This window comes from Pseudomonas sp. NPDC012596 (genome assembly GCF_042902325.1).
In the GTDB taxonomy this organism is placed as follows: Bacteria; Pseudomonadota; Gammaproteobacteria; order Pseudomonadales; family Pseudomonadaceae; genus Aquipseudomonas.
Genome location: NZ_JBIBEB010000002.1, coordinates 73,275 through 96,897 on the forward strand (window position 1 = coordinate 73,275; position 23,623 = coordinate 96,897).

Below are 23,623 nucleotides of genomic sequence, written 5' to 3' on the forward strand. Positions count from 1 at the left end.
AGGGGATCAGGCAGGGACATGCCTGCCCGGGCATTGCGCCCGGGCTGCATGATGGCCTTACTCGGCCGGTTTCTTCAGCTTCGGATTGGGGAAGAACTGCACGGTTTGCACCTTGGCCGGCGCCGCCTTGGGCGCCAGATGGTTAACCCGGGTGCCGAGCTCCTTGGGTACCGACAAACCCTGTTCATTGAGGGTGTCAGTGAATCCGCAGGCCACGCACTCACGGTGCGGCACGTCGTCTTCGCTCCACATCATCAGCTTGTCCGGCTCGCTGCACGCCGGGCAGACCGCCCCGGCGATGAAGCGCTTCTTGGTCTTGTTCACAGCTACCTCGCTCATGCCGCTGCGCCTTCGCTCAGCCCGCAGTGGCGCAGCAATGCATCGATAGATGGCTCACGGCCACGGAAGTCGACGAACAGCACCATCGGCTCACGCGAGCCGCCCCGGGCCAGGATCGCCTCGCGGAAGGCGCGGCCAGTCTCGGCATTCAGCACGCCGTCTTCCTCGAACCGCGAGAAGGCGTCGGCCGACAACACTTCGGCCCATTTATAGCTGTAGTAGCCCGCCGCATAACCGCCAGCGAAGATGTGCGCGAAGCTGTTGGGGAAGCGGTTGTACGCCGGTGGGCGCATCACCGACACCTCGTCGCGCACGCCCTCGAGCACCTGCAGCACGCTGCGGCCATCGCCGTGGCTGGCGTGCAGTTCGAAGTCGAACAGCGAGAACTCCAGCTGGCGCACCATCATCATGCCGGACTGGAAGTTCTTCGCAGCGAGCATCTTGTCCAGCAAGTCCTGGGGCAGCGCAGCACCGGTTTCGTAATGGCCAGAGATCAGCGCCAGGCCTTCCGGCTCCCAGCACCAGTTCTCCATGAACTGGCTCGGCAGCTCGACCGCATCCCAGGCCACGCCATTGATCCCCGACACGCCGGCATGCTCGATGCGGGTCAGCAGGTGGTGCAGGCCGTGGCCGAACTCGTGGAACAGGGTGGTGACTTCATCGTGGGTCAGCAGCGCAGGCTTGCCGGGCGCAGCCGGGGTGAAGTTGCACACCAGGTTGGCCACCGGGCTCTGCAACTCGCCGACTGCGGTACGGCGACGGTCACGGGCGCCGTCCATCCAGGCACCGCCACGCTTGTTGGCGCGGGCGTAGAGGTCGAAGAAGAAACGGCCCACGTGCTGGCCGTGCTCCTTGATCTCGAACAGGCGGACATCCGGGTGCCAGCTGTCGAAGCCCTTGAGTTCGGCGATTTCGATGCCGTACAGGCGCTGAACGATGCTGAACAGGCCAGACAGCACCTTGTCGATCGGGAAGTAGGCGCGCAGGGTTTCCTGCGACACGCTGTAGCGCTGTTCGCGCAGCTTCTCGCCGAAGTAACCAGCGTCCCAGCTGGCCAGTTCGGCGCAGCCCTGCTCGGCGGCATAAGCCTTGAGCTGTTCCAGGTCTTGGGCGGCGAATGGCTTGGAGCGCTTGGCCAGGTCGCGCAGGAAGCTCAGCACCTGGTCGCTGGACTCGGCCATCTTGGTTGCCAGGCTGAGTTCTGCATAGTTCGGGTAGCCCAGCAGGGCCGCCAGCTCCTGGCGCAGGTCGAGGATCTCGCGCATCACCGGGCCATTGTCGAACTGGCCGGCATTCGGGCCCTGGTCCGAGGCACGGGTGCAGTAGGCGGCATACAGCTCTTCACGCAGGGCGCGGTCGCTGGCGTAAGTCATCACCGCGTAGTAGCTGGGGAATTCCAGGGTGATCAGCCAGCCGTCAAGGCCTTTGGCCTGGGCGGCTGCGGCCATCTGAGCCTTGGCCGAATCGGTCAGGCCGGCCAGCGCGGCTTCGTCGGTAACATGCTTGGTCCAGGCCTGGGTGGCGTCGAGCAGCTGGTTGGAGAAGCGGCTGCCCAGCTCGCTGAGCTTGCTCTGCACTTCGGCATAGCGCTGCTGCTGTTCGGCAGGCAGGTCGATACCCGACAGGCGGAAGTCACGCAGGGCGTGCTCGAGGATGGTCTTCTGCGCCACGTCGAAGCCGGCGGCTTCCGGGCTGTTGATCAATGCCTCGTAGGCTTCGAACAGCGCGCGGTTCTGGCCCAGTTCGGTAGAGTAGGCACTCAGCGCCGGCAGGCAGGACTCATAGGCCTCGCGCAGGTCTTTGCTGTTGCACACCGCATTGAGGTGGCTGACCGGGCTCCAGGCCGCGCCCAGGCGGTCATTGAGTTCGTCCATGGCCAGCACCAGGCCAGCCCAGGTGGGGTTCTTGCCTTGCTTTTCGAGGATCTCGGCGATGGCTTTACGGTTGTCGGCGAGGATCTCTTCGATCGCCGGCAGCACGTGTTCGGCACGGATCGCCGAGAAGGGCGGCAGATCATAGGACTGCAGAAGTGGGTTGTTCGCACTCACGGTTTGGCTACCTTGGCAGAAGAAACACTTACCCATCTTAATTACAATCGACGCCGACCGCAGCAGGCAGCCTGCCTATCGGCACAGATGAGAGACCCTATCATGGCCATCCGAAGCTTCCAGCAACACACTCCGAAAGTTGGACTGCGGGCCTTCGTCGACCGTTCGGCGGTGGTTCTGGGCGACGTGGAAATCGGCGAAGACAGCTCAGTCTGGCCGTTGACGGTGATCCGCGGCGACATGCACCGCATCCGCATCGGCGCCCGTACCAGCGTGCAGGACGCCAGTGTGCTGCACATCACCCACGCTGGCCCTTTCAACCCTGACGGCTTCCCACTGACCATCGGCGATGAGGTGACCATCGGTCACAAAGTCATGCTGCATGGCTGTACCCTGGGCAACCGTATCCTGGTCGGCATGGGCAGCACGATCATGGACGGTGCCATCGTCGAAGACGATGTGATCATCGGCGCTGGCAGCCTGGTGCCACCCGGCAAGCGCCTGGAGAGTGGCTACCTGTACGTCGGCAGCCCGGTGAAACAGGCCCGGCCCCTGACCGACCAGGAGCGCGCTTTCTTCCCCTACAGCGCCGGCAACTACGTGAAGCTCAAGGACCAGCACCTGGCCGAAGGCTACGACCGCCCGGAATGAACCTGACTACCGAGACGACCATGCACCATCAGAACATCCTTTTCGACCTCGACGGCACCCTGACCGACCCGCGCCTGGGCATCACCCGCTCGATCCAGTATGCCTTGGCCAAGCTGGGCATCGACGAACCGGACCTGGCGCGCCTCGAGCACTTCATCGGCCCACCCCTGCTGCAGGCATTCATGCAGTTCTACAGCTTCGATGAAGCCAAGGCGTGGGACGCGGTGAACTACTACCGCGAGCGCTTCCGCGTCACCGGTCTGTATGAAAACCTGGTTTTCGAAGGCGTGCCGGAGCTGCTCGAGGCTTTGAACGGCCAGGGCCGCACCTTGTACATCGCGACCTCCAAACCTTGGGAATTCGCGCGCGAAATCGCCCGGCATTTCGCTTTCGATCATCACTTCAAGGTGATCTACGGCAGCGAGCTGGATGGCACCCGCACCAACAAGGTCGAGCTGATCCGTCACCTGCTGGATGAAGAAGGGCTGGACCCGGCACAGACGCTGATGATCGGCGACCGCAAGCACGACCTGATCGGAGCGCGCAGTAACGGGTTGCAGGCGGTGGCGGTGGGGTACGGGTTTGGTAGCGATGAAGAGTTGAAGGCGCACACGCCGGAATTCCACTTCGCCACCTTGGCCGAGCTGCATCAGGCGTTCATTCGAACCTGAAGTTTGCGCAGTTACCGTAGGAGCTGGCTTGCCGGCGATGGGCCGCGAAGCGGCCCCAAATTCTCACTGCCCCACAGACAACCGCGCCAACGCCGCCTTACGCTGTTCAGCCGGCAACCGCCCCAACGCTTCTACCTCCTGGTAAAACAGCGCCCAGTCACCCCGGGCTCCCTGAAACACCGCAGCAAACGCCGGCACCCACTGGTCATACAGCCCGAACGGCAACAACTTGGCGTTGCTCATCGGCGCATACATCCAGGCGTCATAGCGCTTGTCACCTTCCCACTGGGTGTCACGAACCCGGCGATACTCACGCCGCAACCGCTCGAACTCCGCCTGCTTGGCCGCGCGTTTTTGGACATCATTCATAGGCCCGGCATAGATCGCCTGCAGCCGGTCGCGGCTGGCCAACACCAACCGGATGAACTGCTCACGCTGCAGCCCCTGATCACCCTGATTTGCTGCAAGCCCACGCGCCACGCGCCACTGCCGCGTTCCCTCCTGCTCGACGAAGGTGGCAAAGGACTCGTTGAATTCGGTGTCGTCCTGCACATAGACGCGCTGGTGCGCCAGCTCATGGAAGATCAGTGTCGCCAGGCGCTCATCGCCCCAGCCGACCATCGAGGACAGAATAGGGTCATCGAACCAGCCCAACGTGGAGTAGGCCTCGACCCCTCCCACATAAACATCCATGCCCTCCTGGCGCATCAGCGCTGCAGCGCCACGCGCGGCGCCCTGGCGGTAATAGCCGCGGTAGGCAACGCAGCCGGCGATGGGGAAGCAGTGCGTCACGGGCTGCAGCGACAGCTCGGGCGTTGCGAACACGTTCCACACCACATAGGGCCGCCCCAGGTCGGCGTACACCCGATAACTGCGATTGTCCGGCAGCTTCAGCTGCTCGCTGGCAAACATCCGCGCCTGCTCTGCGTGCTGCAACCGGGCCCGTAACTGCGGTGTGCTGGCGGGGTCGGCAAGCACCTGCTGCACCGGCTGGCGCGCGCGCAGCAACTGCCACTGCCCCTCGGCCAGCTGGCCGTAATAGCCCAGGCTGCTGCAACCGTTCAGCAGAAAGGCGCCCAGCACGGGAACCAAACCTCTGAAAACACGGTCGAGTGGCCCAGGGCCTGAGCGCTTCAAAAGAAAAAACCATACCATCTTGGGCAATCCAACTCGCTCACGGCCGATGCGCTCCAAGACTATCTCGCCAAGGGGGAGTTTCGCCATGCGTGCACTGTTCGTCGCCGGCTCACTGTTACTCGTATCCGCCTGTTCGACCTTGCCCGACCCGGACCCGAACCAAGCCTGGGTCGAACTGACTCCCCACGACGACACGTCGCTGCACGCGGTGCAGGTGGACGAACGCGACTGGGCCGACACCCGCTACTTCGAGGTCCAGCCCGGTAGCCACGAACTGACGGTGCGCTATCAATTCCCCGTTACGCCCAGCAATATCGGCCCGGTCGACGAGCCGCTGTGGCGCGATTGCCAGCTCAACCTGACCTTCAAGGACTTCAATGCCGGCCAGCGTTACCAGTTGCAGGCGGGCAGCATTGGCTTTCGCCCGTGGCTCAAGCTTTATGACCACCAGCAGAAGCTGGTCGGGCAGGGCCTGCCAGCGGGCTGCCAACGCACCTGAACCGCACAAACGGCGCTATGCTTGTAACTTGTGAATCGCAAGTGGGAGTTTTGCCATGCGCCAGCCCATGATGCTGATCGCCCTCAGTGCACTGGGGGCTTGCGCCAGCCCCTTGCCGCCCGTCGACCCCAAGCAGGCCTGGGTCGACCTCTACACCATCACCCCCGGCCGCGTCATCATGGCCGACAAGCTCGATGGCCAGCGCCTTGAAGATGGCCGTTATTTCCAGGTGACGCCTGGCAAGCACGAACTGGTGGTGCGTTTCGATTACGAAATCTATTCCGGGGGCATGATGAGCCAACCCAGGGACCGAACCTGTTACCTGACCGTGCGCTTCGATAACTTCAAAGCGGGCGAGCGCTATCGCCTGGAGGCCCGGGCGCCGGTGATGGAGCCGCAGGTGCTGCTGTATGACGCCAGCCGCAAGGTGCTGGTCAACGAGCCCAGTAACGTGTTCTGCATTCCTTGAAACCTGAGGGCTGCAGTGCAGCCCTCAGCTGCTAGCGATCATTCTTCTGGTAAATGATCTTTTTGGTCCCGCCATCACAGCTGCCAACGACCATGTTCTGATCCTTGACGTCGCTGTTGGGCACGATCTCCAGGGTGTAGGACGGCACACCCTGGGCCTGGATCTTGGCTTCGATCTCGGCCTTCAGTTCCTCGCACGGTTTGACCGCCGCCAGTGCAGAAGTGGCCAGCAGGGAAGCCAGCACGGCGATTGCTACGCGGATCATGGAACGGCTCCTGAAAGGGCAGCAGCGCTGCCGACGCTGTTTAGACTACAGCAAAGCGCCCCTGTTGCGCCGCCTAGCCCACCAGTGTGGCATCCAGGCTGATGGTCGCGTTCAGTACCTTGGACACCGGGCAGCCGGCTTTGGCCTTATTGGCGATCTCGAGGAACTGCGCTTCGCTGGCCCCCGGTACCTTGGCCTTGAGGATCAGGTGCACGGCAGTGATGGCGAAGCCGTCGGGCTGCTTGTCCAGGGTCACTTCGGCAATGGTATCGATGCGGTCAGCGGTCAGCCCCGCCTCGCCGAGCATCATCGACAGCGCCATCGAGAAACAACCGGCATGTGCTGCGCCGATCAATTCCTCTGGGTTGGTCCCGGGTGAGCCCTCGAAACGGGTGTTGAAGCCATAAGGGTTCTGCTTGAGCGCACCACTTTCGGTCGAGAGGAGGCCCTTGCCATCCTTCAAGCCACCTTGCCAGATCGCCGATGCTGTCTTTTTCATATTGCCTCCTGGTCACTCGGTTACATACCTATGGCTTCAGAGGTCACCCGCCTGCGGCAAGTTCAGAGCAATCGCACAGCAAACATTGAATACTCCGAATGTGCCCATACAGAGATGAAAAGGCCTTCGGCCAAACATTCTTGCGGAGGCTCCAATGACGCAGCTGCGTGACCTGAAAATTTCCACCCTCGACCTGGTGCCCGTGCGCGCTGACGCCGGCCCCGCGCAATCACTGCGCAATTCACTGGACCTGGCCCAGCACGTCGAGCGTTTTGGCTACAACCGCTTCTGGGTCGCCGAACACCACAACATGGATGGCATCGCCAGTTCTGCGACCTCGGTACTGATCGGCTACCTGGCCGGCGGCACCTCGAAAATCCGGGTCGGGTCGGGCGGCGTCATGCTGCCCAACCACGCGCCGCTGGTAATCGCCGAGCAGTTCGGCACGCTGGCCAGCTTGTATCCGGGCCGCATCGACCTGGGCCTGGGCCGTGCGCCCGGCTCCGACCAGATGACCGCCTACGCCCTGCGGCGCGAGCGTTCGGGCAGCGCCGATGACTTCCCGGACGATGTCGAGGAGCTGTCGCGCTACCTGGGCCCCCGCACCGATGATCAAAAAGTGATCGCCGTGCCGGGCCATGACACCGAGGTGCCGATGTGGCTGCTCGGCTCCAGCCTGTTCAGCGCCCAGCTGGCCGGCATGCGCGGCATGCCTTACGCCTTCGCCTCACACTTCGCCCCGCACTACATGCATGAGGCGATCCGCGTCTACCGCAACCACTTCAAGCCGTCGACGACGCTGGATAAGCCCTACGTAATGCTCGGCGTTCCAATGGTGGTGGCCGAAACAGACGAACATGCTGAGTATCTGGCCACCTCGGTCTACCAGCGGATTCTGGCGCTGATACGCGGGCAGAGCCTGATGCAGCGGCCACCGGTGGCCAGCATGGATGGCCTGTGGCTACCCCATGAACGGGACTCGGTGGCCAATTTCCTGGGCCTGGCGATGATCGGCAGCCCGCAGAAGGTACGGGCCAAGGTGCAGGTGCTGCTGGAACAGACCGGGGCGGACGAACTGATCTTTACCTGCGACCTGTATGAGCATGCAGACAGGGTCAAGTCCTATGAGTTGATGGCGCAGGCCTTGAAATCCGAGTGAGACTCTTCGCGGGCGAACCCGCTCCCACAGGGGCCTGTGAACACCTGTGGAAGCGGGCTTGCCCGCGAAGCGGCCACCGCTCAACCACGCCGGTAGACAATTTCCTTGCTGCCAGCCTCACAGCTACCGACCACCTTGCCAGCCGGGTCGCCCTTCTTGACGACCTCCAGCGTGTAGCCCTTCACACCTTTGGCATCCAGTTTCGCCGCAATCTCAGCCTTCAGGTCCTCGCAAGGCTTGCCCGCCGCCAGCGCGCCTCCCGCCAGCGTCATCAGGCCCACCGCCAGAATCAGTTTCTTCATCACTCGCGTTCCTTGTGCAGATGAAAATGGAAAAGGGCGCCGGCAAAGGCGCCCTTGTCTGTATAACGCCATCACGCCGGGCTTAGCCAGCCCGACAATGTTTCAGCTGTTGGCGATGCGGAAGCCCACCTTGAGCGTGACCTGAAAGTGCGCGGCCTTGTTGCCTTCAATGTGGCCGCGGGTAGAGACCACTTCAAACCATTCCAAATGCTTGATGCTCTTGGCCGCTTCGGCCAAGGCATTGTTGATCGCTTCTTCGATGCTGGTGGCTGAAGACCCTACCAGTTCGATCTTCTTGTAGGTGTGATGATCAGTCATGAGCGCTCTCCTTGGATGACGGTGACAATGAGCCTAGCAGCGCAGGCCTGGTTTACCTGCGAGCCATCATCCCTTGGGAAAGTTCGATCGCACTTTCCCCGCAGCGCGTAGTCGCAATCCTTAGAGCCCATACTGCAAAGGAGAGTCAACATGCACCGCAATACGCTGCGTAAAACATCCCTGGAAAGCATGGAAGCGGAGATCGAGAGCCTGCTGAAAAGCTTGGAGAGCCTCAAACATGATGCCTCGGAGGAATCCCAGAAATCGGTGAAGGCCATTCGCAGCAACGCCGAAAGCGCGCTTAAACACTCGCGCAGCCTGCTCAGCGATGCCTATGAGGAAGTGAAGACACGCACCCGCCAGACCGGCATCGCCACCCGTGACTATGCCCAGGAACACCCGGTAACCACCGCAGGTGTGGCGATTGGCGCCCTCGGCCTACTGGCCGCTTACCTGCTGTACCGCCGCAACTAACCCGCCTGCCGTTCCAGCTCACGGCGCAGCCACTGCGCCAACTGCTCGGCGCGCCCATCTGCGGCGCGCCGGGGCACCCACAACGCCAGCGCTGCCGGGGTAGCTGAAAAGCCCCACGGTGCGCTGAGGCGTCCAGCTCGCAAATCGTCCGCCACCAACGGCTGTGGCGCGATGGCCACGCCAAGCCCCGCAACCGCTGCCTCCAGTAAGTAATACAAATGCTCGAAGGCCTGCCCGTACTTCAATGCGGCGGGGTCCAACCCCTGTTCGTCAACCCAGGTCGGCCACGCTTGCGGCCGCGACGTGGTATGCAGCACTGCCTCGTCCAGCAGGGCGCTCGCGGGGGCATCGCGCAGTCGCTCAAAGCCCACGTAATGCGGGCTGAGCACCGGCCCGATCCGCTCCTCGGCCAACACGTGCACCTGCATGTCCGCAGGCCAAGGGGGTTGCGCGTACACCAGCAGCGCATCCAGCCCTGGCCGACGCGGGTCGAGGTCACCTTCGCCTGCCGAAAGGTGCAGGCGCAACTCCGGCAGGTCGGCCTTCAAGCGCCCCAGCCTGGGGATGAACCACCGCGCCAGCAGGCTCCCTGAACAGCCCAGGACGAAAGGCGCCTCACTGACATCGCGGCTCAACTCGCTGCACACGCTGCGCAACCTGTCGAAGGCTTCGCCACTGGCATCTCGCAACCGGGTGCCGGCATCTGTGAGTTTGATGCCACGCCCGTCCTTGACGAACAGCGCCACGCCAAGGTGTTCCTCAAGTACTTTGATCTGCCGGCTGACGGCCCCATGCGTGACATGCAGGGCTTCCGCAGCCTGGCTGACACTATTAAGCCGGGCAGTCGCCTCGAAGGCGCGCAGGGCGTTTAGGGGTGGGAGATCCTGGGCCATATGACTTGTGAGTTTTCCTGACAGGTTTGCGCAATCTTATCGGTTTTCAGCCGGGCTTGCCGTGGGTAGAGTAAAGCCCATCACTCATTCAATACGCCCTGGAGCGACCCATGACCCAGTCCCAATACCGCGCCGGCCCCGATGCCAACGGCCTGTTCGGCTCGTTCGGCGGCCGCTACGTGGCCGAAACCCTGATGCCACTGGTGCTGGACCTGGCCCGCGAGTACGAAGCGGCCAAGGCCGACCCCAAGTTCCTCGAAGAACTGGCCTACTTCCAGCGCGACTACATCGGCCGCCCGAACCCGCTGTATTTCGCCGAGCGCCTGACCGAGCATTGCGGTGGTGCGAAGATTTTCTTCAAGCGTGAAGAGCTGAACCACACCGGCGCCCACAAGGTGAACAACTGCATCGGCCAGGTGCTGCTGGCCAAGCGCATGGGCAAGAAGCGCCTGATCGCCGAAACCGGCGCTGGCATGCACGGCGTGGCCACCGCCACCGTCGCCGCGCGCTTTGGCCTGCCTTGTGTGATCTACATGGGCGCCACCGACATCGAGCGCCAGCAGGCCAACGTGTTCCGCATGAAGCTGCTGGGCGCCGAAATCGTCCCGGTCACCGCTGGCACCGGCACCCTCAAGGACGCCATGAACGAAGCCCTGCGCGACTGGGTCACCAACGTCGACGACACCTTCTACCTGATCGGCACCGTGGCCGGCCCGCACCCGTACCCGGCGATGGTCCGCGACTTCCAGTCGATCATCGGCAAGGAAACCCGCGCCCAGCTGCAAGAGAAAGAAGGGCGCCTGCCCGACAGCCTGATCGCCTGCGTCGGCGGTGGCTCCAACGCCATGGGCCTGTTCCACGACTTCCTCGAAGACCAAAGCGTGCAGATCATCGGTGTCGAAGCCGGGGGCCACGGCGTGCATACCGACAAGCATGCCGCCAGCCTCAACGGCGGCGTACCGGGCGTGCTGCATGGTAACCGCACCTACCTGCTGCAGGACGACGACGGCCAGATCACCGACGCCCACTCGATTTCCGCCGGCCTCGACTACCCGGGCATCGGCCCGGAGCATGCCTACCTGCACGAAGTGAAGCGTGTGGAGTACGTGAGCATCACCGACGACGAAGCGCTCGACGCGTTCCACGCCACCTGCCGTCTGGAAGGCATCATTCCCGCACTGGAAAGCTCGCACGCGCTGGCCGAAGCGATCAAACGCGCGCCGAGCCTGCCCAAGGACCACCTGATGGTGATCTGCCTGTCCGGCCGTGGCGACAAAGACATGCAAACCGTGATGAACCACATGGCAGCCCAGGAGAAACAGGCATGAGCCGTCTTGAACAACGCTTCGCCGAGCTGAAAGCCGAAGGCCGCTCCGCCCTGGTCACCTTCGTCACCGCCGGCGACCCAGGCTACGACGCCTCACTGCAGATCCTCAAGGGCCTGCCAGCGGCCGGCGCCGATGTGATCGAACTGGGCATGCCGTTCACCGACCCCATGGCCGACGGCGTTGCCATCCAGCTCGCCACCCTGCGCGCGCTGGAGGCTGGCCAGACCCTGGCCAAGACCTTGCAGATGGTTCGCGAATTCCGGGTTGGCAACCAGGCGACGCCGATCGTTTTGATGGGCTACTACAACCCGATCCACCGCTTTGGCGTGGCGAAGTTTGTCGCGCAAGCCAAAGAAGCGGGTGTCGATGGCCTGATCATCGTCGACCTGCCGCCAGAGCACGACGCCGAACTCGCCACCCCGGCCCAGGCCGCGGGTATCGACTTCATCCGCCTGACCACCCCGACCACTGACGATGCGCGCCTGCCGCGCGTGCTGGAGCGCAGCTCCGGGTTCGTCTACTACGTGTCGGTGGCGGGTGTGACCGGTGCTGGCTCGGCGACCACCGAACATGTGACCGAAGCCGTTGCCCGCCTGCGGCGGCATACCCAGTTGCCGATCAGCGTTGGCTTCGGCATTCGCACCCCAGAGCAGGCTGCCGCGATCGCGCGCCTGGCTGATGGTGTGGTGGTTGGCTCGGCGTTGGTCGACAAGATCGCCCAGGCCAAGGATGCCGACCAGGCTGTGGCCGATGTATTGGGCCTGTGCTCGGCACTGGCTGAAGGGGTGCGCAGCGCTCGTCGCTGAACCTGTGGGAGCGGGTTCGCCCCGCGAATGGGCCGCCAAGCGGCCCACCCACTACCCCCCGAACAACGATAACTTCAAAGGGCGCACCGCCCCCATCCAGATCGCATGGTCCCGGTGATCAGCCAACTCATCCCCAGTGAGCGGGTGCAAGAACACCACCAGCCCCTTGCGATACAACGCCAACCACGGCAACACCACCCCCACCACCTCTGGCTCGAATGCCAGCTGGCAGCTCCAGTCCGGGTGCGGCCCAACGGGTTTCTGGTGCATGCGCCCCATGGTCACGGGGAACAGCCTTGCAGCCTCCTCGCACAGCTCACGCGCTTGTTCGATGGTGCTCGCATCGTAGTAAACGTGGGCGTGATAACCCTTGATCCTCTGCACGATATCTCCTGATAGCGGTCAAACCATCACCCACCTGCAAAGGGAGTGATGCGGTGAAAAATGCCGAAACCCCAGTGTTCAAACTGGTGCTGTTCGGGGCTGAAAGCAGCCTGAGCAGTGCCCTGATGGTCGAGTTGCTGTCACGCCAGCACGAGGTCACGGCCGTGGTGGACGACCTGAACCGCCATGCGCCTCGCCCAGGCCTGCATTTCAAGATAGGCGGGCTGGGCGATGCCGACCAGGCGGAGCAAGGCGCGGCGGGTGGTTCGGCGGTGATTGCGCTGTTGTCCGCACTGGCGCCGGGTGACCTGGCAGCGCAAGGGCGCATGAGCGAAGCACTGGTGGCCGGGCTTTCCCGCACGACTATACGCCGGGTGTTGCTGGTGGGCGATTTCGATGTGCTGGATGCACCGGGTAGATACACCGACGAGGAGCGCGGATGCGTGGACCGCGTTGTCAATGCGCTGCAGCGCAGTGCATTGCACTGGACCTTGATCAATGCGCCGCAGGCGTTGGCAGACCTGGATAGAGTGGCGGCGGGGATGGCCGATATGCTCGACCTGAATTTGCACCGGGGCGAGCACCTCAACTTCGTGGTTTAAGATGCCGGGGCCCACAGATATTACGCCAGGCCCGCGACCTGCGCTGAACCTGTGGGAGCCGGCTTGCCGGCGACCGGCTGCACAGCAGCCGCAATCACTGACAGCGCTCATCCTCCAGCCAATCCACGAATCGCTCGATCAACGCCCCGCGCCGCTTGCGCGGCGGCAGCACCACGTAATACCCACGCGCCGAGCGCAAACTGCCCTCCAGCGGCCGGCACAACAACCCTTGCTCGACCAGCCCATCGACCAGATGCCCCCAGCCGATCGCCACCCCTTGCCCGGCAATCGCCGCTTGTATCAACAAGGTGTAGTTATCAAAACGCAACTGACCAGGCGGCGGCGGGGTGGCGACGCCAAAACCACGAAACACACCTGCCCAGTCGAACCATCCACTGGCCTGTTCGCCGCGCAAATGAAGCAGGGGCAATCGTTGCAAAGCCACGGCTGACGAGGGTTTGCCATGAATCAGCCGAGGGCTGCAAACCGGGAAAACCTCTTCATCGAACAACCAGCGGCTTTCCCCCTGATGAAACCGCCCATCGCCAAACAGCACCGCCACATCGATATCCGGCCGTAGCATTCCCTGGCTGCGCTCACCTGTCACCAGGCTCACGTCCACCTGTGGATAAGCCTCGTGAAAACGCTGCAGCCGTGGCATCAGCCAGAACGCTGCAAAGGCAAAGTCGGTAGCCACCTGCAGTACCTCGCGCTGGCCGCGCCCGCTGGCTTGGGCGATGCCATCGTCCATGGCCTGCAGGCCCTGATGGACCTGCGCGAACAACACCTGGCCAGCATCGGTCAGCGCGATACCGCGGTAGATACGATCGAACAGCCGCGTGCCCAACTGGGCTTCCAGGCGTTTCACCTGCTGGCTGACCGCCGGCTGGGTGGTGCCCAGCTCCAGCGCTGCGGCAGTGAAGCCGCGCAAGCGCGCAGCGGCCTCGAACACACGCAGGGCATCGAGTGACAGCGCGGCGAGATGGTCAAACATAAGCTCAGCTAATCCCAGTCATTGCCCGCCATGGGCTTTACCCATGTTATCCACAGTCGCATCTTGATAGGCAAGCAGTTCGCATAACCTTGAACGATGGAAGCCGATCATGACGCGCCCGAATATCCTGTTCATCATGGCCGACCAGATGGCCGCACCCTTGCTGCCGATCTACGGCCCTTCGCCAATCCAGATGCCGCACCTGAGCCGCCTGGCCGAACAGGCGGTGGTTTTCGATTCGGCCTACTGCAACAGCCCCCTGTGCGCACCGTCGCGCTTCACCCTGGTCAGCGGCCAGCTACCCAGCCGCATCGGCGCCTTTGATAACGCCGCCGACTTGCCTGCCGACGTGCCGACCTACGCCCACTACCTGCGCCGGCTCGGCTACCGCACGGCCTTGTCGGGCAAGATGCACTTCTGCGGCCCGGACCAGTTGCACGGTTATGAAGAACGCCTGACCAGCGATATCTACCCCGCCGATTACGGCTGGGCGGTGAACTGGGATGCCCCCGACGAGCGCCCGAGTTGGTACCACAACATGTCGTCCGTCCTGCAGGCAGGCCCCTGTGTGCGTACCAACCAGCTGGATTTCGACGACGAAGTGGTGTTCAAGGCCCGCCAGTACCTCTATGACCATGTGCGCGAGAACGATGGCCGGCCGTTTTGCCTGACCGTATCGATGACCCACCCCCATGACCCGTACACCATCCCGAAACGCTACTGGGATCGCTACGAGGGTGTGGATATCCCCATGCCACGTGCCGAGTTCAGCCAGCATGAGCTGGACCCGCATTCGCAGCGCCTGCTCAAAGTCTACGACCTGTGGGACAAGCCCTTGCCTGTGGAAAAGATTCGCGACGCCCGCCGGGCCTACTTCGGCGCCTGCAGTTATATCGACGACAACATCGGCCAACTGCTGCGAACCCTCGAAGAATGCAACCTGGCCGAGGACACCGTGATCGTGTTTTCTGGCGACCACGGCGACATGCTTGGGGAGCGCGGGCTCTGGTACAAAATGCACTGGTTCGAGATGTCGGCGCGGGTGCCGCTGCTGGTTCACGCGCCCCAGCGGTTTAGCGCAGGGCGGGTCGGCGCCTCGGTATCGACCTGCGACTTGCTGCCAACCTTGGTGGACTTGGCCGGCGGGGCTGTGGATAAAAGCCTGGCCCTGGATGGCACATCGCTGCTTGGCCACTTGCGAGGGCAGGGCGGCCACGACGAAGTGATTGGCGAATACATGGCCGAAGGCACGGTCGGCCCGTTGATGATGATCCGCCGTGGCGCATACAAGTTCGTGTACAGCGAGGACGACCCCTGTTTACTCTATGACTTGAGCCGCGACCCGCACGAGCGGGAGAACCTCACCAGCAGCCCAGGCCATCAGGCGCTGCTGCAGGCATTTGTCGATGAAGCACGCCAGCGTTGGGATATCCCCAGCCTGCGGCAACAGGTACTGGCCAGCCAACGGCGCCGCCGCCTGGTGGCCGAGGCACTGGCCATCGGCAAGCTGAAAAGCTGGGACCACCAACCGCTAGTGGACGCCAGCCAACAGTACATGCGTAACCATATCGATCTCGACGACCTCGAGCGCAAGGCACGTTATCCACAGCCCGCCCCCATGGATTGAGACAGAGAGGCCGCCATGCAGAAGTTCTCCACCGCCGTGTTCGCAGTAGCCCTGAGCCTGGGCGCCGCCACAGCCCAAGCCGACGACGCGCAATGTAGCACCGTGAAAATGGCCGACCCCGGCTGGAGCGATATCGCAACGACCAACGCCATCGCCCGCCTGCTTCTGGAAAGCCTGGGCTACCAGGTGAAGATCGACAGCCTGGCGGTGCCGATCATCTATGGCGGCCTCAAGGACGGCAAAATCGATGCTTTCCTCGGCAACTGGATGCCCGCGCAGCAGGGCTTTCATGACAAGTTCGTTGCCAATGGCGACGTTCAGCAGCTGGCGCGCAACCTGGAAGGCACCGAGTTCACCCTGGCGGTCCCCGACTATGTGTGGAATGCCGGCGTGAAGGACTTCGCCGACCTGCAAAAGCACGCCGAGCAGTTCGACAAGAAGCTGTACGGGATTGGCTCTGGAGCACCCGCCAACCTGTCGCTGAAAGAGATCATCGACAAAAACGAATTCGACCTCGGCCAGTGGAAGCTGGTCGAATCGAGTGAGCAGGCAATGCTGGCGCAGGTGGACCGGGCTGTGAAGAAGAACCAGTTTATCACCTTCCTCGGCTGGACGCCGCACCCGATGAACGTGAAGTTGAAGATGCACTACCTGACGGGCGGGGAGAAGTGGTTTGGCAGCAAAGGTGATGTCTATACGCTGACCCGCAAAGGATATCCACAGGCTTGCCCGAATGCAGCGAAACTGCTGAGCAACCTGAAGTTCTCGCTGGAGATGGAGAACAGCATCATGGCCGAGGTTGTGGATAAGAAGACCACCTTCGATCAAGCTGCCAAGGCTTGGGTCAAGACGCATCCGGAGCTGTTGGAGGGTTGGTTGGCAGGCGTCACCAGCAAAGACGGTGGCGATGCCAAAGAGGCCGTCAAAGCGAAACTTTAATCGGAGTTCAAAATAGCCCATGCACCGCCTGAGCCACCTGCTGCCCTTCCTCACCTGGCTGCCCCGCCAATCGGGCCGCAGCCTGCGTCAGGACCTGCTGGTAGGCCTGAGCGGTGCAATCCTGGCCCTGCCGCAATCGATCGCCTACGCCCTGATTGCCGGCCTGCCCGCTGAATACGGCCTGTTCGCCGCCATTGTTCCGGTGCTTATCGCCTGCCTGTGGGGCTCGTCCTGGCACCTGATCTGCGGCCCGACTGCGGCCATCTCCATTGTCCTGTACGCCAGCGTCAGCCCCTTGGCAGTGCCCGGTAGCGCCGACTACGTCACTCTGGTCCTGCTGCTGACGTTCATTGCCGGCATCTTCCAGCTGCTGCTCGGGCTGCTGCGGTTCGGCGCACTGGTCAATTTTGTTTCCCATTCGGTGGTGCTCGGCTTCACCCTGGGCGCCGCCATCGTCATCGCCCTTGGGCAGTTGCCCAACCTGCTGGGCATGGACCTGCCGAGCCAGGCCACGGCCTTGAAAACAGTCCAGGACCTGGCCAGCCACGCCGGTGAGGTCGACTTGCCCTCGCTGATGCTGGGCCTGGCCACAGTGCTGGTCGGCGTGGGCTTGAGGCTCTGGCGTCCGCGCTGGCCGAGCCTGTTGATCAGCCTGATCCTGGTCAGCCTGCTGGCCTGGTTGCTGCCAGGGTTGTTTGGCCACGTGCCGAGGGTGCCGGCCTTCACCGGCCAGTTGCCGCCGTTAAGCCCGCTGCCGTTGCTGGACCTTGAGCTGATGTTGCGGCTGCTGCCGACGGCGGTAGCCGTGGGCATGCTCGGCCTGGTGACCAGCCTGTCGATCGCCAGGTCGCTGTCTTCGCGCTCCGAACAGCTGATCGACGCCGACCAGGAGATCCGCGCCCAGGGCCTGTCGAACATCGTCGGCGCATGGTTCTCCGGTTACCTGTCATCCGGCTCATTCACCCGCTCGGGGCTGAGCTACGACGCCGGCGCCCGTTCCCCTATGGCGGGGGTGTTCTCGGCGCTGTGGGTCGCGCTGTTTGCGGTCGCAGGCGCGGGCTTGATCGCCCACCTGCCGATCCCGGCCATGGCGGGCAGCATTTTGCTGATCTGTTGGGGGTTGGTGGACCACAGGGCCATACGGGCACTGTTCCGGGTCAGCCGCTCGGAATTTCTGGTCATGGCCCTGACCGCCGCCGCAACCTTGCTGCTGGAGCTGCAGACCGCGATTTACGCCGGCGTGCTGGCTTCGTTGTTCTTCTACCTAAAGCGCACTTCACGGCCACGGGTGCAGCACAGCCGCGAAGGGCAGGCCGATGTACTGCGGGTCGGTGGGTCGATCTTCTTCGGCGCAGCGCATTACCTGCAGGTGCGCCTGCAACGCTGCCAGGGGCCGGATGTGGTGATCGACGCGCGGCAGGTGAACTTCATCGATTATTCGGGTGTGGATATGTTGCACCGCGAAGCGCGGCGGTTGCGGCGGGCGGGCGGGAGTTTGACCTTGCTGCGCGCCAGGCCGCAGGTGGTCGAGGAATTGCAGAAGCTGGAAGGGGTGGAGCTTTGCCCAATTCAATTTGCGGAATGAGCATTGGGGCTGCTTTGCAGCCCATCGCCGGCAAGCCGGCTCCCACAGAGGTATCGCAAGGCCTGAGGCCGGCGCTCCAGGTGTAGGAGCTGGCTTGCCGGCGATGGGCCGCAAAGCGGCCCCAGCAATCTCAGCCCCGCGCCAGCTGCCGGCGCAACTCTGCCAACACCGGCGCCGTATCCGGCCGCACCCCACGCCAAATGAAGAACGCTTCAGCCGCTTGCTCAGCCAGCATGCCCAGCCCATCCAGCACCTTAGCCGCGCCCAGCTTGCTGGCCCACCGGCAGAACGGCGTGGGCTCTTTGCCATACATCATGTCGTAGCACACGGTCCGCCCTGCCTCGACCAGGCTGTCGGCAATCGGCGGCAGCTCGCCGGACAGGCTGGCCGACGTGGCGTTGATGATCACATCCACCGGCTCCTGCAGCCAGGCGAAACCGCTGGCAACGACAGGCCCCATCTCATCGAACTCACGCGCCAGCTGCTCGGCCTTTTCCAGCGTGCGGTTGGCAATCACCAGTGACTGCGGGTCGTGTGCCAGGATCGGCTCCAGCACGCCACGCACCGCGCCACCGGCGCCCAGGATGAGAATGCGCTTGCCGGCCAGCACCACCCCGGCATTCACCGTCAGGTCACGCACCAAGCCAGCACCATCGGTGTTGTCACCCCGCAGCGTGCCGTCGGCCAGCTTGCTCAAGGTGTTCACCGCACCCGCGCGCTGGGCCCGGGGGGTGAGGCTGTCGCACAGGCGGTAGGCTTCTTCCTTGAACGGCACGGTCACGTTGGCGCCGCTACCTTGCTTGAAGAAGCCGCGGGCGCAGTCGCTGAATTCGTCCAGCGGCGCCAGCAGGGTGCTGTATTCCAGATCCTGTCCGGTCTGTTCGGCGAACAGCCGGTGAATCAACGGCGACTTGCTGTGGCCGATGGGGTTACCAAACACGACGTACTGGTCCATGGGGGCTCCTCGGTTATCCACAGGCTTACTGGCCGAGCCAGTCGCGGTCCTGCAAGTAGTACTCGGTCAGGCGGGCTTCCTCACTGCCGGGCGCAGCCTTCCAATCGTAACCCCAGCGCACTTGCGGTGGCAGCGACATCAGGATCGACTCGGTGCGGCCGCCAGACTGCAGCCCGAACAGGGTGCCCCGGTCGTAGACCAGGTTGAACTCCACGTAGCGGCCGCGGCGGAACTCCTGGAATTCGCGCTGCTCGGCGGTGTAAGGCATGCCCTTGCGGCGCTGGACGATCGGCAGGTAGGCGTCGACGAAAGCATCGCCGATGGCGCGAATGAACGCGAAGCAGGTATCGAAATCCCACTCGTTCAAGTCATCGAAGAACAGCCCGCCAATGCCTCGTGGCTCGCCACGGTGCTTGATGTGGAAATAGCGATCGCACCAGGCTTTGTAGCGGGGGTATACGTCTGCGCCAAAGGGCGCACAGGCCTGCTCGGCCACGCGGTGCCAGTGAATGCAGTCTTCTTCATTGCCGTAGTACGGGGTTAGGTCGAAGCCGCCGCCGAACCACCACACCGCCTCTTCGCCTTCTTTCTCGGCAATGAAGAAGCGCACGTTGGCGTGGGACGTCGGCACGTGCGGGTTGTGCGGGTGGATTACCAGCGAAACGCCCAATGCCTCGAACCCTCGGCCCGCCAGCTCGGGCCGGTGTGCACTGGCCGAAGGTGGCAGGCCAGAGCCGAACACATGGGAGAAGTTGACCCCGCCTTTCTCGATCACCTTGCCGTCGCCAATCACTCGCGTGCGGCCCCCGCCACCGGCTTCGCGCACCCAGGCATCCTCGACGAAGCGGGCGCCGCCGTCCTCGGTTTCGAGGGCAGAGCAGATGCGGTCTTGCAGGTCGAGCAGGTAGGCTTTCACGGCCTCGGTGCGGCTAGTCATCGGGTCACCAGGAACGGGCAGGGAAGAATTCGCCGCGTAGCATACCACCGCAAACCTGCGCGCCGCAGTTGACGGCGATCAAGCAAAGGCGTCCGATAGAAGGCCTTTTACGATCCCGACAACAGGAGTGCGAGATGGCCAAGCGTATCCAGTTCAGCCAGCATGGCGGCCCCGAAGTGCTGCAGCTTGTAGAGTTCGACCCGGCACCGCCGGGGCCTCAGCAAGTGCGTGTACGTAACCATGCGATCGGCTTGAACTTCATCGACACCTATTTCCGCAACGGGCTGTATGCCCCGCCTGCGCTGCCGTCGGGCCTGGGCACCGAGGGCGCCGGCGTGGTCGATGCTGTGGGCGAGGGCGTCACCCGCCTGAAAGTGGGTGACCGCGTGGCCTATGGCGGCGGCCCGCTGGGTGCCTACAGCGAGCTGCACACGTTGCCGGAGGCCAACCTGGTCAAGCTGCCCGACAACATCAGCTTCGAGCATGCCGCAGCGGTGATGCTCAAGGGTTTGACCGTTCAGTACCTGCTGAAGCAGACCTATGAGGTGAAGGCGGGCGATGTGATTCTGTTCCATGCTGCGGCCGGCGGTGTGGGCTCGCTGGCCTGCCAGTGGGCCAAGGCTTTGGGCGCCAAGCTGATCGGCACCGTGAGTTCTGCCGAGAAGGCCGAACGGGCCAAGGCGCTGGGGGCTTGGGCGACCATCGACTACAGCCACGAAGACGTGGCCAAGCGTGTACTAGAGCTGACCGACGGCAAGAAATGCCCGGTGGTGTATGACGGGGTAGGCGCCGATACCTGGCTGACCTCGCTGGACTGCCTGCAGCCACGCGGGTTGATGGTGAGCTTTGGCAATGCGTCCGGCGCGGTGAGCGGGGTGAACCTGGGGATCCTGGCGCAAAAGGGGTCGCTGTACGTCACCCGGCCGACCTTGGCGACCTATGCGAATAATGCCGAGAATACCCAGGCCATGGCCGATGACCTGTTTGCGATGATTGCGAGTGGCAAGCTGGTTGTGGATATCCAGCAGCGGTATCCGTTGAGTGAGGCAGCCAAGGCACAGGCGGAGCTGTCGGCGCGGCGGACTGTAGGGTCGACTGTACTCACTCCCTGAGCCACACACGTTCCCTGCGGGAGCGGGCGTACCCGTGAAGAAGCCACCTCGGTGGATGGCACCGGCTCTGCCGGTGTTCGCGGGCAAGCCCGCTCCTACAGGCACTGCGTCGGCTTCGATAGCTGCGCTATGCCTGTGAGGGCAGGTTTGTCGGTGGACGGGTCGACTCGATGCCATCGAGTAGCGCCTCAATCACACCCTCTGCCATTTCAATCGCATGCAGGTTCGACCAGAACATGCCACGGCCTTCTTCGCGCATGTGGTCCAGGGCTTTGTAGCCGGTTTCGTAGGCACTGCACAGGTACAGGGCTACGTGGACCAGAGCGTCCTCGGCGGGAATGTTCGGGTTGACGGTGAAGAGAGGGTCGTGGCCGGCGTCGCAGCGGCCGAAGGGGCGACTGTACGCGGGGTGGTAGACCCGGGCATTTTCCAATCCAGGCAGGCTCGAAAGCCTCCCACGCACAGCCGCCATAGACTGTCATGGAAAAAATGCATCCGGGCTACCACACCCGATCGCCAAGGTATTCGGCGACGGATTGAGGCTAAAGGCACTGGTTCCTACTGAACAGGTGATGGCAGGGGACGCGGCTCGTAGGATATTTCCCAATCCTCAAACCGGACAACCATTCGAGACAGAATCAGAAAAATCTGCAGGAGTTTGCGGCCCAATCGCCGGCAAGCCAGCTCCCACATCGACCGCACCGGCTTCAAGCCATGTGCAGTACCTGTAGGAGCTGGCTTTGCCGGCGATCGAGGGCGAAGCCCTCGCCAGCGGTATCAGCCCGGGCGCACAACCTCGCCGGTTGCCAGGTTGCGAATCACACTCGGGTTCTTCCGGCCCCCCAGCGCCCCGCCAAGCACCAGGTCCAGCTGGCCGTGGAAGTACTGCTCAACCCGCAACCGGGTCTTCGCCGCCGGGCGGCCGCCGGGGTTGCACGAGGTGGAAATCAGCGGCCCCACCAGCGCGCACAGCTCACGCACCACCGGGTGGTCACTGACGCGCAGCGCCACCGTGTCATGCTGCCCAGTCACCCACTCGGGCAACAGGTCCTGGTGCGGCACCAGCCAGGTATTCGGCCCCGGCCAGGTACCGCCCATGCGGTCGATCCAGTCTTCGGGGAAATCCTCGAACAGGAAGTCGAACTGGCGGATGTTGTCGGCGACCAGAATCAGCCCTTTATCCACAGGCCGTGACTTCAGCGCCAGCAGGCGATACACCGCGTCCTCGTTCCACGGGTCGCAGCCCAGGCCCCAGACCGCTTCCGTCGGGTAGGCGATCACTGCGCCAGCCCGGATCTCACGTGCGGCTTGTTGCACACGCCAACTGCTCACCATTTGTATTCTCCGCATTTAAGCCATGGGCGCAGTTTACTTAGCCCACGCGGGCAAACCAACGCCCAGCTTCATTCGTTACTCGGCCTTCGAGCTCCAGTTCGGTCAGTTGTGCCAATACCTGCGCCAGAGGCTGCTCGCTGCACAGCGCCAGCGCCTCGCTGGTCTGCGGTGCGGCATGCAGCAAGGCCAGCAACGGGTGCTTGGGTTTATCCGCCACAGCGGGCGGCAGGTTCTGCCAACCCTGCAGGCTCTCTAGAATCTGTTGCACGCTTTCCACCAACAGCGCGCCGTCACGGATCAGCTGGTGGCAACCCTTGGCACCGGGGTGGTGAATGGAGCCTGGGACGGCATAAACCTCCCGCCCCTGCTCCGCGGCCAGGCGCGCTGTTATCAAAGAACCGCTCGCCAGGCTAGCCTCGACCACCAGCACACCCAGCGACAGGCCGCTGATGATGCGGTTGCGCCGTGGGAAGTTACCTGGCAGCGGCCCGGCGTCCAGCGGGTACTCGGAAACCAGCGCGCTGCCGCTGTCGATTATCGCCTTGGCAAGGTCCCGGTGGCGTTGTGGATAAAGTTTTTGCAAGCCCGTGCCGAGCACGCCAATGGTGCCGCCTCCAGCTTGCAAAGCAGCCCGATGGGCGGCACCGTCGATGCCCAGGGCGAGCCCGCTGGTGATGGTGAAACCGGCTTGTGCCAAGTAACGCGAAAAGGCTCGGGCCGTGTCGATTGCCGGTGGTGAAGCACGCCTGCTGCCCACGATCGCAAGCTGCGGTCGGTCGAGCAACGTGGGGTCGCCTGCGACGAAAAGCAGGGGCGGCGCATCGTCGATTTCAGCCAGCAGTGCAGGGTAGCCAGGGCTGTCCCACATCAGTAAATGCTGGCCCGGCTGCTCTAGCCAGGCCATTGCAGCCAATGCCCCATCGCGAACTTCTGGGCTGCGGCGGGCGTCGATTGTGGCCTGGGCAATGCCCAGCGCACGCCACGCCCCGGCGGGTGCACTGAGCGCCGAAGAGGCGCTGCCAAAGGCTTCCAGCAAGGTGTGGAAACGACGCAAGCCTGTCTCGGGAAGGCGGTGCAAGCGTAATCGGGCCTCCAGTTCGGCAGGCGGGCAGAGCGACGAATGGTGGGTCGGCATAGTGATCGTCCTTGATCGAAACAGGGCCATTTACGTGGCACAACCTGTGGATAACTTTGTGGGTAACACTTTGAAAAGCTGTCCATTAAGTGGACGCTATCAAGCCCATAGACACCCTAGACGAGCTTGCCAGGTGCCGAAATCGCCGATTCCCTTTATT

28 protein-coding genes are annotated in these 23,623 nt (G+C 63.3%); 13 read left to right on the forward strand and 15 right to left on the reverse strand.

Annotated features, from left to right (window positions below; all coding sequences use genetic code 11):
• Window positions 1–57: 57 nt before the first annotated feature.
• Both ACFY68_RS02830 and prlC read right to left on the reverse strand, forming a co-directional pair.
• The gene (locus ACFY68_RS02830) at window positions 58–339 is read right to left on the reverse strand and encodes a YheV family putative zinc ribbon protein (protein WP_046786820.1); all 282 of its coding nucleotides are present in this window, start codon (window positions 337–339) and stop codon (window positions 58–60) included.
• Window positions 336–2,387, reverse strand: coding sequence for an oligopeptidase A (gene prlC, locus ACFY68_RS02835; protein ID WP_387523128.1), 2,052 nt, complete (start codon window positions 2,385–2,387; stop codon window positions 336–338). Before prlC ends, ACFY68_RS02830 begins: the two co-directional genes overlap by 4 nt.
• A gap of 102 nt (window positions 2,388–2,489) precedes the next feature.
• Between prlC and ACFY68_RS02840 the strand changes: the two genes are divergently transcribed.
• Window positions 2,490–3,038: a gamma carbonic anhydrase family protein gene (locus ACFY68_RS02840; protein ID WP_387523130.1), complete on the forward strand. Its 549-nt coding sequence runs from the start codon at window positions 2,490–2,492 to the stop codon at window positions 3,036–3,038.
• A gap of 20 nt (window positions 3,039–3,058) precedes the next feature.
• Window positions 3,059–3,709 carry an HAD family hydrolase gene (locus tag ACFY68_RS02845; RefSeq protein WP_387523787.1) on the forward strand — a complete coding sequence of 217 codons (651 nt, stop codon included), beginning with the start codon at window positions 3,059–3,061 and terminating at the stop codon, window positions 3,707–3,709.
• A 63-nt stretch (window positions 3,710–3,772) separates the two neighbouring features.
• Here ACFY68_RS02845 and ACFY68_RS02850 read toward each other — a convergent pair whose 3' ends face one another.
• Window positions 3,773–4,846 (reverse strand): aminopeptidase, encoded by a 1,074-nt coding sequence (locus ACFY68_RS02850; RefSeq protein WP_387523132.1) that lies wholly within the window; start codon window positions 4,844–4,846, stop codon window positions 3,773–3,775.
• 85 nt (window positions 4,847–4,931) lie between these two features.
• On the opposite strand from ACFY68_RS02850, the gene ACFY68_RS02855 reads away from it, so the two are divergent.
• Entirely contained in the window at window positions 4,932–5,345 is a 414-nt protein-coding gene (locus tag ACFY68_RS02855) for a hypothetical protein (RefSeq protein ID WP_387523133.1), read from the forward strand.
• 55 nt (window positions 5,346–5,400) lie between these two features.
• On the forward strand, window positions 5,401–5,814 hold the full coding sequence (locus ACFY68_RS02860; RefSeq protein ID WP_346612787.1) for a hypothetical protein: 414 nt from the start codon (window positions 5,401–5,403) through the stop codon (window positions 5,812–5,814).
• Between the two features lie 31 nt (window positions 5,815–5,845).
• Here the strand turns inward: ACFY68_RS02860 and ACFY68_RS02865 are convergent, their stop codons facing one another.
• Window positions 5,846–6,079, reverse strand: a complete 234-nt coding sequence (locus ACFY68_RS02865) for a DUF1161 domain-containing protein (RefSeq protein ID WP_387523135.1) — start codon at window positions 6,077–6,079, stop codon at window positions 5,846–5,848.
• Between the two features lie 73 nt (window positions 6,080–6,152).
• Window positions 6,153–6,578, reverse strand: coding sequence for an OsmC family protein (locus tag ACFY68_RS02870; protein WP_346612785.1), 426 nt, complete (start codon window positions 6,576–6,578; stop codon window positions 6,153–6,155).
• 154 nt (window positions 6,579–6,732) lie between these two features.
• On the opposite strand from ACFY68_RS02870, the gene ACFY68_RS02875 reads away from it, so the two are divergent.
• Window positions 6,733–7,737 carry an LLM class flavin-dependent oxidoreductase gene (locus ACFY68_RS02875; protein WP_387523137.1) on the forward strand — a complete coding sequence of 335 codons (1,005 nt, stop codon included), beginning with the start codon at window positions 6,733–6,735 and terminating at the stop codon, window positions 7,735–7,737.
• Window positions 7,738–7,817: 80 nt separating this feature from the next.
• Here the strand turns inward: ACFY68_RS02875 and ACFY68_RS02880 are convergent, their stop codons facing one another.
• Complete coding sequence (locus tag ACFY68_RS02880; protein ID WP_387523139.1) at window positions 7,818–8,039, reverse strand: DUF1161 domain-containing protein; 222 nt, start codon at window positions 8,037–8,039, stop codon at window positions 7,818–7,820.
• 102 nt (window positions 8,040–8,141) lie between these two features.
• The gene (locus tag ACFY68_RS02885; RefSeq protein WP_387523141.1) at window positions 8,142–8,357 is read right to left on the reverse strand and encodes a dodecin; all 216 of its coding nucleotides are present in this window, start codon (window positions 8,355–8,357) and stop codon (window positions 8,142–8,144) included.
• Window positions 8,358–8,507: 150 nt separating this feature from the next.
• Between ACFY68_RS02885 and ACFY68_RS02890 the strand changes: the two genes are divergently transcribed.
• Window positions 8,508–8,831 carry a DUF883 family protein gene (locus ACFY68_RS02890; RefSeq protein WP_346612781.1) on the forward strand — a complete coding sequence of 108 codons (324 nt, stop codon included), beginning with the start codon at window positions 8,508–8,510 and terminating at the stop codon, window positions 8,829–8,831.
• Here the strand turns inward: ACFY68_RS02890 and ACFY68_RS02895 are convergent.
• Entirely contained in the window at window positions 8,828–9,724 is an 897-nt protein-coding gene (locus ACFY68_RS02895) for a LysR family transcriptional regulator (protein ID WP_387523143.1), read from the reverse strand. The two genes, ACFY68_RS02890 and ACFY68_RS02895, sit on opposite strands and share 4 nt — an antisense overlap.
• A gap of 110 nt (window positions 9,725–9,834) precedes the next feature.
• Between ACFY68_RS02895 and trpB the strand changes: the two genes are divergently transcribed.
• Together trpB and trpA are read left to right on the forward strand one after the other, a co-directional pair.
• A complete protein-coding gene (trpB, locus tag ACFY68_RS02900) occupies window positions 9,835–11,052 on the forward strand; it encodes a tryptophan synthase subunit beta (protein ID WP_387523145.1) in 1,218 nt (405 codons plus the stop codon).
• A complete protein-coding gene (gene trpA / locus ACFY68_RS02905; RefSeq protein WP_387523147.1) occupies window positions 11,049–11,858 on the forward strand; it encodes a tryptophan synthase subunit alpha in 810 nt (269 codons plus the stop codon). Before trpB ends, trpA begins: the two co-directional genes overlap by 4 nt.
• A 51-nt stretch (window positions 11,859–11,909) precedes the next feature.
• On the opposite strand, the gene ACFY68_RS02910 is transcribed toward trpA, so the two are convergent.
• On the reverse strand, window positions 11,910–12,242 hold the full coding sequence (locus tag ACFY68_RS02910) for a DOPA 4,5-dioxygenase family protein (protein WP_346612777.1): 333 nt from the start codon (window positions 12,240–12,242) through the stop codon (window positions 11,910–11,912).
• 53 nt (window positions 12,243–12,295) lie between these two features.
• Here ACFY68_RS02910 and ACFY68_RS02915 point away from each other — a divergent pair, with 53 nt between their 5' ends.
• Complete coding sequence (locus ACFY68_RS02915; protein ID WP_387523149.1) at window positions 12,296–12,844, forward strand: NADH-flavin reductase; 549 nt, start codon at window positions 12,296–12,298, stop codon at window positions 12,842–12,844.
• 94 nt (window positions 12,845–12,938) lie between these two features.
• Here the strand turns inward: ACFY68_RS02915 and ACFY68_RS02920 are convergent, their stop codons facing one another.
• A complete protein-coding gene (locus tag ACFY68_RS02920; RefSeq protein WP_387523151.1) occupies window positions 12,939–13,838 on the reverse strand; it encodes a choline sulfate utilization transcriptional regulator in 900 nt (299 codons plus the stop codon).
• A gap of 106 nt (window positions 13,839–13,944) precedes the next feature.
• Here ACFY68_RS02920 and betC point away from each other — a divergent pair, with 106 nt between their 5' ends.
• Genes betC through ACFY68_RS02935 form a run of 3 tightly spaced genes read left to right on the forward strand, consistent with a single transcriptional unit; the run spans window position 13,945 to window position 17,989 of the window.
• A complete protein-coding gene (gene betC, locus ACFY68_RS02925; RefSeq protein WP_387523790.1) occupies window positions 13,945–15,465 on the forward strand; it encodes a choline-sulfatase in 1,521 nt (506 codons plus the stop codon).
• Window positions 15,466–15,480: 15 nt separating this feature from the next.
• Window positions 15,481–16,404 carry a choline ABC transporter substrate-binding protein gene (gene choX, locus ACFY68_RS02930; RefSeq protein ID WP_387523153.1) on the forward strand — a complete coding sequence of 308 codons (924 nt, stop codon included), beginning with the start codon at window positions 15,481–15,483 and terminating at the stop codon, window positions 16,402–16,404.
• A gap of 19 nt (window positions 16,405–16,423) precedes the next feature.
• Window positions 16,424–17,989 (forward strand): SulP family inorganic anion transporter, encoded by a 1,566-nt coding sequence (locus tag ACFY68_RS02935; RefSeq protein WP_387523155.1) that lies wholly within the window; start codon window positions 16,424–16,426, stop codon window positions 17,987–17,989.
• A 130-nt stretch (window positions 17,990–18,119) separates the two neighbouring features.
• On the opposite strand, the gene aroE is transcribed toward ACFY68_RS02935, so the two are convergent.
• A complete protein-coding gene (gene aroE, locus ACFY68_RS02940) occupies window positions 18,120–18,944 on the reverse strand; it encodes a shikimate dehydrogenase (protein WP_387523156.1) in 825 nt (274 codons plus the stop codon).
• A gap of 25 nt (window positions 18,945–18,969) precedes the next feature.
• On the reverse strand, window positions 18,970–19,881 hold the full coding sequence (gene hemF / locus ACFY68_RS02945; RefSeq protein WP_387523158.1) for an oxygen-dependent coproporphyrinogen oxidase: 912 nt from the start codon (window positions 19,879–19,881) through the stop codon (window positions 18,970–18,972).
• A 134-nt stretch (window positions 19,882–20,015) separates the two neighbouring features.
• On the opposite strand from hemF, the gene ACFY68_RS02950 reads away from it, so the two are divergent.
• Window positions 20,016–20,993 carry an NADPH:quinone reductase gene (locus tag ACFY68_RS02950; protein WP_387523160.1) on the forward strand — a complete coding sequence of 326 codons (978 nt, stop codon included), beginning with the start codon at window positions 20,016–20,018 and terminating at the stop codon, window positions 20,991–20,993.
• A gap of 127 nt (window positions 20,994–21,120) precedes the next feature.
• Here ACFY68_RS02950 and ACFY68_RS02955 read toward each other — a convergent pair whose 3' ends face one another.
• The 3 genes from ACFY68_RS02955 to dprA all read right to left on the reverse strand — a co-directional run bounded on the left by ACFY68_RS02955 (window position 21,121) and on the right by dprA (window position 23,463).
• Window positions 21,121–21,465, reverse strand: a complete 345-nt coding sequence (locus ACFY68_RS02955) for a DUF3077 domain-containing protein (RefSeq protein WP_387523161.1) — start codon at window positions 21,463–21,465, stop codon at window positions 21,121–21,123.
• A 305-nt stretch (window positions 21,466–21,770) separates the two neighbouring features.
• Complete coding sequence (locus ACFY68_RS02960) at window positions 21,771–22,328, reverse strand: L-threonylcarbamoyladenylate synthase (RefSeq protein WP_387523163.1); 558 nt, start codon at window positions 22,326–22,328, stop codon at window positions 21,771–21,773.
• Window positions 22,329–22,365: 37 nt separating this feature from the next.
• Window positions 22,366–23,463 (reverse strand): DNA-processing protein DprA, encoded by a 1,098-nt coding sequence (gene dprA / locus ACFY68_RS02965; RefSeq protein WP_387523165.1) that lies wholly within the window; start codon window positions 23,461–23,463, stop codon window positions 22,366–22,368.
• Between the last annotated feature and the right edge of the window lie 160 nt (window positions 23,464–23,623).